Source organism: Mucilaginibacter gracilis, assembly GCF_003633615.1.
Classification (GTDB): Bacteria; Bacteroidota; Bacteroidia; order Sphingobacteriales; family Sphingobacteriaceae; genus Mucilaginibacter; species Mucilaginibacter gracilis.
In genome coordinates this window covers 891800-905138 of sequence record NZ_RBKU01000001.1, presented here as the reverse complement: position 1 = coordinate 905138, position 13339 = coordinate 891800, and the positions used below count along the sequence as shown (strand labels likewise).

Below are 13339 nucleotides of genomic sequence, written 5' to 3'. Positions count from 1 at the left end.
GTTCTGTTACCAGCTTGACGTCGACCCGCTATCATCCGACGAATCCGACGAAAAACCGCTATCGTCCGATGAGGAATAACTACTACTATCGTCCGACGAGGTCGACGAATAACTGCTATCATCCGACGAACTGCTGCTGCCACCCCAATTTCCATAATCCGACGAGCTTGAAGTATCCGCCGGTGCCGAGTCATCCGCCTGAAACGAATTATCACCATAACCACCCGTAATGCCATTGTTTGTGTTGTAATTGCCGCCGTGGTGGTGGCCATGGTTGTTAAGCAAACTGTTGGCCGCATAACCCGCTATGGCACCCACCGCCGCACCGGCCACAAAACTACCAACACCCGAACCGCTATGGTTAGGGTAACTATTAACAGGCATGCCGCCATTGTTGTAACCACTATTATAGCCAGGGTTGTTATAACCAGCAGCGGGCATATTGTTATAGCTTGCAGCCGGGCCAGTACTCAAACCCGTGCCCGAGCCAACCGTGCTGCCGCTGCTTTGCTTATAAGAGTAAATTACGTATGCTACCACCACCAAAACAATTACCAAAATAATAATGCCATAAACGGCATTGTTATTTGGCACTGGCTTACTAACGCGTATGGCCGTATTTACCGCCGCAGATGTAGCACGGGTGGGGGCTTTTAGCAAATTAGCATCAAGCGTTTGGCCAATTTGGCTAACCAGTAATTGCAGGCCGCCGGCATAATCGGTACGTTTAAAATATGGGTTTAGTGCGCCCAAAATGGCTTGGCGGGTATCTTTGGTAAAAGTGCTATCAAGGCCGGTGGCAATTTGCAGGCGTTGTTTGTGTTGCTGTATGGCGGCCACGTAAACAATGCCGTTTTTGTTTTTGCCAACGTGCCATTTGCGGCCTATTAATAAAGCGTAATCTTCAATTTCGTAAGCCGCGGGTATTTTATTAACCAGCACCACAGCAAACTGTACCGATGTTTTTTGTTCTATCTCAAATATTGCTTTGTTTAACGATGCCACCTCGTCGGTAGTTAAAACCTTAGCAAAATCGTTAACGTAAGTATTTTTTTGAGGTTTAGGTATTTGGCTCCAAACGGTTTGTGTAACCAGTAACAGTGCCAGTAATAAAAATTTTTTCATTGTAAAAAGGTTCAAATTTGTTTTAAATATAAATATTTCCGGCTTTAATAAAATTTTATTTGTAGGATATTTTTTTGGCATAGTTGCGGTGGCTGGCGCAAATACTTTTGTATGTGCCCCAATTAAAAGTCGCTTAAAATTGTATGAACCGTAATTGCACGAATGATAAAATTTAAATAATTTTTATAACATAGTATTGCGCACAATCGCATTCTGCAAATTCTGATTCTATTACCTATGCCTTTTAAATAACCGGTTATTATGGTTTGGTATGTTAGCTTTGTGTTGTTTGTGAGGATACTGCGCAACTAATACCGAGGGTAACAATAATGAAACAATAATGCCGAGCGAAAACACAAATTGAAAGCCCTGATTTGGGAATTTTTTTTTCATGATAGGCGTGGTTTAAATGATTTGCTCAAAGATATTAACCAATTGTTTTTGAAGATGTTAAATGATATGTTAAAAAATGTTAAAGCAAATTATATTACTTTATTCTTCAATATTTTTGTAGTTCGATGAAGAAGAAAAATATTAGCCTCATTACCGGATTGATGGCTGTTGCGCTGTTTGGTGTAATGGCTATGCAATTCTATTTTCTTCGGCAAAGCTACAGTCTGCAATCCAGTTTGTTTGATCATTCCGTTAACGAGGCACTTAATAACGTGGTTGATAGGATAAGCAAACAGGATGCAAATAAATTTTTGATAGATAAAAGTAAATATCCAAACCAGCTTATTGCCCAACACCCCGCCTATTTACCGAAGCAGAAAACCTTTATCCTAAAATATTCCAGAACCATACACCATAGTATGCATGCCGCAACAAGCGCAGGCACACAAAACACCCAACATTCGCTTACGCGCGCGCAGCGCATAGCCAATTTAAAAGACAGTGTAAAACACTTGATAGAAGAGCGTAAGTTAGATTACGCGCTCGACCAAATGAGCGGGTCGATTAATTTACAGGTACGCGTTGAAGAATATACCGACGAAACAGGCGTAGTACGCCAAAACTTTATACCCCAAATTACCGCCAAACCGGTAGATCCTCGCCAGTTTTTGCGTACAAACGGCAAACTGCATAAGTATATTGATACCACTCAAATTGTTTATCTCGATCCGCAATTTGGCAAGCAAATTATTTCGGTACCAAACCTTAACCCGCTATGGGTTAAAGAACAGGCGCGCAAACGCAAGGCGCAACAGCTAAAACAAGTGCAACACTTATTGCAGATAGAAACTGCCGATACACCAAATAACACAACATTGCCCGAAAAATCCGGTGGCGTTATCGAAAACCTGGTGAGGGAGTACCAACGGGCAAACGAACCTTTAAAAGAGCGTATCAACCTGCTGGCGCTTGATACCATTTTACGTACCGAACTGCACAACCAGGGGATTGACCTGCCGTTTAGTTACGATGTTGCCAAACTGGATAACGATTCGCTCATATTTGCAAAGGCCTGGGATACCAAGGGCGATGTGCCGGTTTTTTTGGTGGGTAACTCTTACCAAAAGGCAATTTTTAGCAGCGCCGTAAACGACCCTGGCAGGCTGCGCGTGTCTTTCCCGCAAAAAAACTCATTGATATTGAGCCATATGGCTTCTACAATGGCTACCACCGGCGGGCTTATAGTTGTGCTCATCTTTTGTTTTGGCTATACCATTTATTCTATCGTAAAGCAAAAGAAAATATCGGAAATGAAAACCGATTTCATCAATAACATGACCCACGAATTTAAAACACCGGTATCAACCATTATGATAGCCAGCGAAGCTTTAAAGGATGTAGAAATTGCGGGCGATAAATCGCGGGTTGCCAAATTGGCCAATATCATATACGAAGAAAATGTGCGCCTGGGTAGCCATATTGAGCGCGTGCTTAACATTGCCAGGATAGAGAAAAACGATTTTAAGTTAGATATTAAACGTGTTGATGTAAACGAAACCATAACTACCGTTTTGGATAGCATGTTGTTAAAACTGCAAAAACACGAGGTTAACCTAAACCTTAACCTTAACGACCAGGAAATGGTGATAAAGGCCGATGAACTGCATTTTTCTAACGTGTTATACAACCTGATTGATAACGCCATAAAGTACAGCACCGAAACGCCCGAAATTACCATCAGCACCTTGAGTAAAGGCGGCCAGGCCGTTATCCGTGTGGCCGATAAGGGGATAGGCATGAGTACAGATCAGCAGGTTAAAATATTTGAGCAGTTTTACCGCATACCCACCGGTAACCTGCACGATGTTAAAGGCTTTGGCCTGGGTTTAAGTTACGTTAATACAATTGTTAAACGCCTTAACGGAACAATCAGTGTGAAATCGGAAAGAGAGAAGGGATCTGAATTTGAAATGAGGTTTGACGAAATTTCACAAGGTAAATCAAAATGATGAAAATATTATTGGTTGAGGATGATCCGAATTTAGGCATGTTGTTACAGGATTACCTGCAACTAAAAGGTAAATTTGATGTGGTGCTTTGCAAGGATGGCGAAGAAGGGCTTAAAGCCTTTACCAAAAGCAATTACGACCTGCTTATACTGGACGTGATGATGCCCAAAAAAGACGGCTTTACCCTGGGTAAAGAGATAAGGAAAATGAACCCCAAGGTGCCCATTATTTTTGCTACCGCCAAGGCCATGATTGAGGATAAAACCCAGGCCTTTAACCTGGGTGGCGACGATTACATAACCAAACCTTTTAGAATAGAGGAACTGCTTTTACGCATTAACGCTTTACTGAAACGCGTAAACGAAAACGGTAAAGAAACCGGTGAAACCCTATCGCACTTTAAAGTTGGTAAATACGAGTTTGATTATACCACCCAGATCATAAAAGACGGCGAGCAACTGCAAAAACTATCAACCAAAGAAGCCGAGTTGCTGCGCCTGCTGTGCCTCAAACAAAACGAAGTGCTTACCCGCGAAGAAGCCCTGCTAAGCATCTGGCACGATGATAATTACTTTAACGGCCGTAGTATGGATGTGTTTTTAAGCAAAATACGCAAATACTTAAAAGACGACCCCAAGGTTGAAATTATAAACGTACACGGCAAAGGGTACAAGCTGCTCGTGAACTAAGATAGCTTCACTATATCATAAAAAAAAAGACATCTCGAACCATTGTTTGAGATGTCTTTTTTTTTAAAACAGTAGTTTATTTACTTTTTCAACTCACCCTTGGTTTGCGACGCAATAAGCACCGCTTTATAAGCATTAACAATACCGCCGGTTTTTGATAGCGTTGTAAAGTCAACCTTTTCGGTGGTGCTGCCTGGTTTTAAAACCATAGTGCCTGTTAACGGCGTTGCCGATTTTAGTATAATTTGCTTTACCTGCCTTGCACTTAGGGTTGGGTAATATTCAAGCAACAGCGCTGCAATACCGGCCGTTATGGGCGATGCAAAGCTGGTACCATCGGCGGTATCAAACTCGGCGTCTTTATCAATTGATGTTACTTTAACGCCGGGGGCAAAAACATCCACATTTTTTTTGCCGTAATTGCTAAAGGTTGCGGCCAGTTTTTCGTTAAGCTTGGCCGACGATGCACCAACATTAATCATGTTAGCGGCATCATTTCCTGATCCATCGGCAAACTGGTCGTTGGGGAATTCTGGTTTAGCATCAATATCCTGGTTATCATTGCCGGCAGCCATTACCAGCAAAACATTATGGGCGGCAGCATATTTAAAGGCCGAGTCGACCCAGTTTTTATGTGGCGATATTTTTTTGCCGAAACTCATGTTGATTACCTTGGCCCCGTGGTCAACCGCAAAGCGGATGGCGTTGGCAATATCCTTATCATATTCATCGCCATCGGGCACGGCTTTAATGGGCATTAGCCTAACATTATCGGCAACGCCATCAATACCGTAGCCGTTGTTGCGTATGGCGCCAATTAAGCCCGCAACACCCGTACCGTGCGATGCATCTTCAAATTTTAGTAAGTTGTTACCGTATTTGCTGCTGCTGTTATCATCGGGGTCGTTATCCATAATGGTTTTGCGCGCATCCAGGTCGGGGTTAATATCGCTGTTTAATTTTTTAAGATATTCGCTTAAATCCTTAATTGTTTTAGCGCTGGTGGCATCGCCGCCTTCCTCCTGCAAAATGCCCGTCCAAATGGTTTTGCTCTGCATCACGGTATCATTTGCCGATTTAATCTTATCCAGATCAGCAACCGTAAATGATACGTCCGAAGTGAGTTTTAGTTCATTTTTAATAATACCGCTCGTAACCATCAGCACATTTAATAACGGCGAAAGTTGTTTAATTTCTGCCTGTGCTTTATCAACTGTCGAGTCGCGCGTAGTTTTAACCTTTAACCAATAGTTATATTCTTTCTTATTGCTTGCGGTTGCTTCGGTAGCGTTGTCATATTTTGCTTTTAACCGTGCATATTCGCGTATTTCTTCGGTAGTTTCGTTAAAGTCGCACTTGCCGTTGGGGCCGCCTAAAAAGTTCCAGCCGTGTACATCGTCAATATAACCATCATGGTCGTCGTCAATGCCGTTACCCGGTATCTCTTTGGGGTTAGTCCATAAAACACCCGTCAGGTCGCGCTGCAGGGTATCAACGCCGCTATCAATAATGGCAACAATAACCTGTTTGCTTTTTTTGCCCTTTAGCAAATTATAAGCCTGTTTTAAGCTAATGCCATAATAGCCATCGGTTTTGTAATCAAGCTGGTGCCAGTTTTTGGGTAGTGGTGGTTCAACAGGTAAAGCGGCAGGAGCGGTTTGTGCCATTGCAACAGCATTAAGCAACAAAGCGCCGCCGGTAACCAGGCCTAAGATTTTATAAGATATATTAGTCATTTAAAACAGAAATTTATTGGATGCTATATTATCCGGCATAGATAAAACATTTGTACTACATTTTAATGTAATAGCACATAAATTTTACTTTGAGGATAGGTAATTATGAATACCGGGCATTAGGGTTAATGCCAAACCAGTTTTTTATTTTTAAGTTTCACGGTTATGTATTAAATGCGCAATACATAACCGTGAAACAGTTACAGCTCAAACTTTATTCCCTGCGCCAGTGGCAGGCTGGTTGAGTAATTAATGGTGTTGGTTTGCCTGCGCATATAAACCTTCCAGGCATCCGAGCCCGACTCGCGCCCGCCGCCTGTTTCTTTTTCGCCGCCAAAGGCTCCGCCAATTTCGGCTCCCGATGTGCCTATGTTTACATTGGCAATGCCGCAATCAGAACCCGATGCCGATAAAAATGCTTCGGCTTCGCGCAAATGGTTGGTAATAATGGCCGATGATAAACCCTGCGGAACGCCGTTTTGCAGTTGGATAGCCTGGTTTAAAGTGCTATATTTAATTAAATACAAAATAGGTGCAAAGGTTTCGTGCTGCACAATGCCGTAATGGTTTTCAACCTCGGCAATACATGGCCTAACATAACAGCCCGATTCATAGCCATCGCCGCTTAACACACCGCCTTCCACAATAAATTTACCGCCCTGAGCCTTGCAAGCCGTTATCGATTTTAAATAGGCCTCAACCGCATCATGGTCAATTAACGGGCCAACATGGTTATGCTCGTTAAGCGGGTTGCCTATGCGTAGCTGGCTGTAGGCATTTACCAGTTTTTGCCTAAAGGCATCATAAATACTTTCGTGAATAATTAGTCGGCGTGTGGTTGTACAGCGTTGCCCCGCGGTGCCTACTGCCCCAAAAACGGCTCCCGTTAAGGCAATATTCAGGTCGGCATGTTCGCTAATAATAACGGCGTTGTTGCCGCCAAGTTCCAGCAAACTTTTACCCAGCCTTGCACCCACGGCAGCAGCTACGGCCTTGCCCATGCGGGTAGAGCCCGTTGCCGATATTAAAGGTACGCGGGTATCATTAGCCATCAGTTCGCCAATGCTCCTATCGCCTATTACCAGGCACGATACCCCTTCGGGTACACTATTGGCCTCAAAAACAGTTTGTACAATATGCTGGCAGGCAATGGCAGTTAAAGGTGTTTTTTCGGATGGTTTCCAAACGCAAACATCGCCGCAAACCCAGCCCAGCATAGCGTTCCAGCTCCAAACCGCCACCGGGAAGTTAAATGCCGAAATAATGCCCACAACACCAAGCGGGTGATATTGCTCGTACATGCGGTGCTGCGGCCTTTCGGAGTGCATGGTTAAACCGTATAGCTGGCGGCTAAGGCCAACTGCAAAATCGCAAATATCAATCATCTCCTGCACTTCGCCGCGTCCTTCCTGCAGGCTCTTGCCCATCTCATACGATACCAGGTAACCAAGGTCGTCTTTATGCGCCCGTAGTGCAAGGCCAATTTGCCTCACTATTTCGCCGCGTTTGGGTGCAGGTATGCCGCGCCAGGTGGTAAACGCTTCGGTGGCTTTTAAAATAGTTTTATCATAACAGGCTGTGGTAGCCATGTTAACGTCTGCAATTTTTTGCCCGTCAACCGGCGATGATATGGTGCTTACCGTGCAGCCGGGGGCACTTCCCCAAGTACTGCCAGTACTAAAAGCATCATTTATTGCGTTAATACCTAAATTACTTAGTATAGTTTTGGTTTTGTTATCCATGGCTTTTATAATAACTTTGTCAAAGTTAAATAAATATACCGGCCCAATTACCCTCTCGTTGTGCTACCGGATGTGATATTCGGTTAAAATGTTTTCAATTTAATATCAGGCACTTAATCAAAAATTTATGTTAAATGGGGATATGTGGAAAACTAAATTAGTTACCGGCGGGTATTATAGCTATCTTAACTTAACGAAAGTTTATACTCTAATTATATAAAAGGACTAAAGCAGAAGTTCTGCAAACAAGATTGAATGGAAGAAGAGTTTGAATTTGACTTCACCGAAGACCCAAAATTTTCGGTGGAACGTTACGAAGAGATGATTCGTAACCACGATCAGTACTTTTTTGATGCACAAGCGTTTGAGAACATCATCGACTATTACATTGAAAAAAACGATCCGGTTAAGGCTTTACAGGTGGTTGAGTATGCCCGCGCCCAGCACCCTTTTGCAGCAGTTTTTTTAATTAAGCAGGCCCAGCTATTTGTAGTTACCAACCGCGTGGGCGATGCTTTTGCCGCGCTCGACAGGGCTCAAACCCTCGAAGCATCTGATGTTGATATTTACATCATCCGTGGTAACCTTTACGAAAGTATCGACCGTTACCCCGAAGCTTTGGAGAACTACGAAAAGGCCCTCGGCATGGCCGAAGAAACCGACGAGATATTGTTACACGTAGCCTACGTACATCAAAACATGGGCGATTACGATACCGCCATAACCTACCTTAAGTTATGCCTTGAGCAAAACATGGAAAACCAGGACGCTTTATACGAACTGGCCTTTTGCTATGATGTAATGGATAACCAGGCCGAAAGCGTACAATTTTATCAACAATATATTGATAATGAGCCGTACAGTTACGCCGCCTGGTACAATTTGGGTAATGCCTTTACTAAATTGAGTTTGTTTGAAAAAGCTATCGACGCTTACGATTACGCTATATTAATTAAGGATAGCTTTGCATCGGCCTACTTTAACAAGGGTAACGCACTGGTTAACCTGGAAAAATATGCCGAGGCCATTGAGGTTTACCGCCAAACTTTTGAGTACGAACAACCCAATGCCGATACTTATTGCGCTATTGGCGAATGCTACGAAAAGCTGGAGCAGATGGACGATGCACGTTCGTTCTACAAAAAATCGGTTAAAATGGACCCTAAGCTGGCCGATGCCTGGTTTGGTGTTGGTGTAACGCTCGATTTTGAAGAACGCTATTTTGAGGCCCTGCATTTTTATAAAAAAGCCCTCGATTTGGATTTAACCAATGCCGATTACTGGTTTGCCATTGCCGATGCCGAATACAAACTGGGCCACTTAACCGAAGCGGAGTTTGGTTACGAAAAGGTTGTTGAACTAAACCCGCTTGATAGCGATGCCTGGTTAGATTATTCGTCGATACTATACGAGCAAAAAAAACTGGATAGTGCCATAGAGATCATCACCGAAGCCATAAAAAACAATCCCGATTCGGCGGAACTGTACTACCGCATGGTAGCCTACCTTTTTGCAAAAGGCGAGTTGAACGAGGCTCTTAACTTTTTAGAACAGGCCCTTACTTCGGATCCCGAAAAGCACTATATCCTTTTTGATTACCTGCCGCAACTACAGGAGAACAAAGTGATTATTGACATTATAAACCGGTATACCAATAATTAGCGATTAGGAAATTATAAAATATTATTGTCGTCCCCTACGAAGGAGAAATCTTCTGCATCCAACAAAACTACAACTTACCGTTGGATGCAGCAGATTTCTGACAATACTCATTCTAAACTCCGCAGGAGTTACAGGTCGGTAGAAAAGAACCAGTCAATTAGTAGGTGCCTTACCTTACTCATGGCAGAAATCGCTCGGACTAATCCTCGTGCTGTTATTTGCTACTTCTAAGTCTGTAATTTGCAATAATTCTTGAAATATCCCCACTCAATCAATTTTGAATGGGGATTTAGCTTTATGGGTTATTTGTCTACCAGTTTCATGCCGGCTTCGGTGTAGCGGGGCCCGGTGTTGGGGTGTTTTTTGAGTACGTCGTTAATGGCTGTAAAGTCAAACGGGGTTAATTCAATATCCACCGCGTCGGCGTTTTCTTTAAGGTACTTTGTTTTTTTTGTGCCGGGGATTGGGATAATGCCATCGCCCTGGGCCAATACCCAGGCCAAGGCCAGTTGGGCTGGTGTGCAACCTTTATCGGCAGCAAGTTGGGCAAAATCGATAACTAGTTTGTTGTTGTTATCCAGAAACTCGCCCTGAAAGCGCGGGATAGTATGGCGAAAATCGGTAGCGTTTAATTGGTTGGCATCTGCGGGCAGTGTGGCGGTTACCAGTCCCCGCGAAAGCGGACTAAAGGGTATAAAACCAATACCCAGTTGGCGGCAAGCCGGTATTATTTTGTCTTCCGGGTCGCGGGTTAACAGGGAGTATTCGCTTTGTAATGCCGCAATGGGATGAACCTTGCAGGCACGGGCAAGGGTATCTGCCGACGCTTCGGACAAGCCAAGGTAGCGCACCTTGCCTTGTTTAACCAGTTCGGCCATGCCGCCTATCATCTCTTCGAGCGGTATGTTAGGGTCAATGCGATGGGCGTAATACAAATCAATCACATTAACATTAAGGCGTTTTAAACTGGCTTCAACAGCTTTTTGGGCATAAGCGGGAGATGCGTCAAAAGATCGGTCGTAAGCCCCGCTCTCCAGGAAGCCAAATTTGGTAGCTATAAACACTTTGGAGCGGTTTGGTGCCAATACCCGGGCTATGAGTTGTTCGTTGGTGTGCGGGCCGTAAATATCGGCTGTATCCCAAAAGTTGATACCCAGATCGAGTGCCAGGTTAAGCACGTTGATAGATTCGTCGTCGTTACGGTCGCCGTAAGCATGCGTCATGCCCATGCAGCCCAAACCAATTGCCGAAAGTTGTTCGCCGGTATTGCCTAATTCGCGGTATTTCATAGCTGTGTTATTGAGATGCAGGAGTTAAGAAGCAAGAATCAAGATACGAGATGTTTGAATTTAGCCTTGTATCTTAACTCTTGCTTTTGGTTTTTATTATTCGATAACGAAAGACGAAAGGCGCACAAACTGCTGTATGCGTGCTTTTACATCGTCTTCGGTTAAGCTTTTTAAGCGTTCGGTGCCAAACTTCTCTACGCAAAACGAAGCCAGTGCCGAGCCGTAGATGATGGCATTTTTCATGTTGTTGAAGTTAACGGTGCCAACTTTGGCCAGGTAGCCAATAAAGCCTCCGGCAAAGGTATCGCCCGCGCCTGTTGGGTCGAAAACGTCGGCCAGTGGCAGGGCTGGTGCCGAGAAGATCAAATCGTCGCTAAACAACAGCGCGCCGTGCTCACCTTTTTTAATGATGAGGTATTTAGGGCCCATAGCGAGTATCTTTTTAGCGGCCTTAACCAAGGAGTACTCTCCCGAAAGCTGGCGGGCCTCGGCATCGTTAATAGTTAGCACATCAACCATGCTGATAGTTTTTAGGAGGTCGTCCATCGCAATGTCCATCCAAAAGTTCATGGTATCCATCACAATGAGTTTAGGGCGCTTATGTAAGCGTTCAATAACCGTTTGCTGAATTTGCGGTGTGAGGTTGCCCAGCATCAGGTATTCGCAATCCTGATAGCTTTCGGGAATAATGGGATCAAAATCGGCCAAAACATTAAGTTCGGTTACTAATGTATCGCGGCTGTTCATGTCGTTATGATACCTGCCAGCCCAAAAGAACGATTTTTGGCCCGCTTTAACCTGTAAACCTTCGGTGTTAATGTAGTGATTGTTAAGTTCTTCAATTTCAAAAGCAGGGAAATCGTCGCCTACAACGGCCACAATTTTAACTTTATCGTAAAAGTAAGATGCAGCCAAACTTGCGTAAGTAGCAGCACCGCCAACAATTTTATCTGTTTTACCAAAAGGCGTTTCAATGGCGTCAAATGCCACAGTACCAATAACAACTAAACTCATTTATAATTTTTTTAAATTTTTTTTGTACAAATATTGTGAAATTAGATGAATAATCATACTTTTGCCCCACTCCAAACAGGAAAACACTCCTGAGTAGCTCAGCTGGTTAGAGCATCTGACTGTTAATCAGAGGGTCGCTGGTTCGAGCCCAGCCTCAGGAGCCAAGCCCCACATGTCTGTGGGGCTTTTTTTATACAAAAATGGCCTATTTAGTGCAAAAAATGCACTTTTTGTCATTCTGACTTATCAGAGGCTATACTTTCAAATTTTAGGTTTTACAGGGTTTTTTGTTAAACTTCACGGGGTTTTGTTACAAATATGTAACAGAGTTTCGTGGTTAAATCACTGATTTATGGCCACTTTAAGCGCTAAAGTATTTAAGCACCACAAAAAGGCAGATGGTACCTACAACGTAAAAATTTGCGTTTACCACAAAACAGAACGGGTTTTTATAGATACAGAGCATTATGTAACTGATAAAAAACTCACAAAATCATTAGAGATAAAGGACACTTTTATCTTGAAGGTTTTAAACAATACCCTTGATAGCTACCGCGAAGAAATAAGCAGGCTCGGTAGTAAACTTGATTATTACACGGCTAAGGACTTAAGGGATTACCTATTAAAATCGAATGAGGGTGTGGATTTTCTTCAATTCTGTCAAATCCATATCAATACGTTAAAAGTAAATGGCCAGGCTAAGAGCGCTACCAACTATAACACGGTTGCCAATAGTTTACAGGATTTTTTTAACAGGAAGTCATTACCTATAGAAGAAATTACTTTGAGAACTCTCTATGCGTATGAACGGTATTTAAGAGGTACCAGGAAAATGGAACGCACTAATCAATTTGGTAAAACCTATACAATAGAGACCAAAGGCATATCCGATGCAAGCGTACATAATTATCTAAGAGACTTCAGGGGTTTGTTTTCCGCAGCAATGGCTTATTACAATAAACCATCGTTAGGAATCACCTTGATTACTTATAGTCCCTTTACGGAGTATAAGATTGTTGATGCCCCGGAAACCAAGAAACGTAACATCGAAATTGAACAAGTAAAATTGATTAGGGATTGTAAGGTCAAGGCGGGTAGCCGGGCAGAACTTGCCAGAGACATGTTTATGCTGTCGTTCTATCTATGCGGTATCAACGCTGTTGATCTGTACCATTCGCGATATGTAGTACGCAATGGACGGATGGAATACAACCGCTCAAAGACTAAAGGAAAACGTAAGGACAAGGCTTTTATCAGTATTCAGGTACCGTCTGAGGCTGTTGGTCTACTTTCAAAATATGGTGATTGCCTGGGTGAAAGATATGCTACGATAGGAAACTTAAATGCAGCATTAAGTGAGGGGATGGTCGAGGTGTGTAAAACAACGGAATTATCGGGGATAACCTATTATTGGGCACGACACACTTTTGGCAACCTTGCTCGAAACAAATGCAGGATGTCCAAAGATGATGTTGCGTTAGCGCTTAATCATGTAGATCATGGGCGAACTACGACTGATATTTATTTGGATAAGGATTGGAGTATTGTAGATGAGGTACAGGATGCCGTGCTTAATCTATTAAGGAGTTTGGATAAGAAACAGGACGATGATCCCTTTGCAACTGTAAGAATTTTGTTTAACCAAATTGAATTACCGAAGTTACAGGCATGAAAAGTCAA

General features: G+C 43.2%; 9 protein-coding genes and 1 tRNA gene. 5 read left to right on the top strand and 5 right to left on the bottom strand.

The window, feature by feature from the left end:
• Positions 1–6: 6 nt before the first annotated feature.
• The gene (locus BDD43_RS03785; RefSeq protein WP_162846972.1) at positions 7–1125 is read right to left on the bottom strand and encodes a TPM domain-containing protein; all 1119 of its coding nucleotides are present in this window, start codon (positions 1123–1125) and stop codon (positions 7–9) included.
• Positions 1126–1643: 518 nt separating this feature from the next.
• Here BDD43_RS03785 and BDD43_RS03780 point away from each other — a divergent pair.
• Together BDD43_RS03780 and BDD43_RS03775 are read left to right on the top strand one after the other, a co-directional pair.
• A complete protein-coding gene (locus BDD43_RS03780; protein WP_121196448.1) occupies positions 1644–3527 on the top strand; it encodes a sensor histidine kinase in 1884 nt (627 codons plus the stop codon).
• The gene (locus tag BDD43_RS03775) at positions 3524–4216 is read left to right on the top strand and encodes a response regulator transcription factor (protein WP_211339650.1); all 693 of its coding nucleotides are present in this window, start codon (positions 3524–3526) and stop codon (positions 4214–4216) included. Before BDD43_RS03780 ends, BDD43_RS03775 begins: the two co-directional genes overlap by 4 nt.
• An 80-nt stretch (positions 4217–4296) precedes the next feature.
• Here BDD43_RS03775 and BDD43_RS03770 read toward each other — a convergent pair whose 3' ends face one another.
• Entirely contained in the window at positions 4297–5952 is a 1656-nt protein-coding gene (locus BDD43_RS03770; RefSeq protein WP_121196445.1) for a S8 family serine peptidase, read from the bottom strand.
• A gap of 200 nt (positions 5953–6152) precedes the next feature.
• Positions 6153–7694, bottom strand: coding sequence for an L-piperidine-6-carboxylate dehydrogenase (amaB, locus tag BDD43_RS03765; RefSeq protein WP_121196443.1), 1542 nt, complete (start codon positions 7692–7694; stop codon positions 6153–6155).
• A gap of 255 nt (positions 7695–7949) precedes the next feature.
• Between amaB and BDD43_RS03760 the strand changes: the two genes are divergently transcribed.
• On the top strand, positions 7950–9356 hold the full coding sequence (locus BDD43_RS03760) for a tetratricopeptide repeat protein (RefSeq protein ID WP_121196442.1): 1407 nt from the start codon (positions 7950–7952) through the stop codon (positions 9354–9356).
• Between the two features lie 302 nt (positions 9357–9658).
• On the opposite strand, the gene BDD43_RS03755 is transcribed toward BDD43_RS03760, so the two are convergent.
• Both BDD43_RS03755 and BDD43_RS03750 read right to left on the bottom strand, forming a co-directional pair.
• Positions 9659–10645, bottom strand: a complete 987-nt coding sequence (locus BDD43_RS03755; RefSeq protein ID WP_121196441.1) for an aldo/keto reductase — start codon at positions 10643–10645, stop codon at positions 9659–9661.
• 96 nt (positions 10646–10741) lie between these two features.
• Positions 10742–11659, bottom strand: coding sequence for a PfkB family carbohydrate kinase (locus BDD43_RS03750; protein WP_121196439.1), 918 nt, complete (start codon positions 11657–11659; stop codon positions 10742–10744).
• Positions 11660–11746: 87 nt separating this feature from the next.
• On the opposite strand from BDD43_RS03750, the gene BDD43_RS03745 reads away from it, so the two are divergent.
• Positions 11747–11823, top strand: a tRNA-Asn gene (locus BDD43_RS03745).
• A gap of 188 nt (positions 11824–12011) precedes the next feature.
• A complete protein-coding gene (locus BDD43_RS03740; RefSeq protein WP_121196438.1) occupies positions 12012–13331 on the top strand; it encodes a site-specific integrase in 1320 nt (439 codons plus the stop codon).
• The last annotated feature ends 8 nt before the right edge of the window (positions 13332–13339 follow it).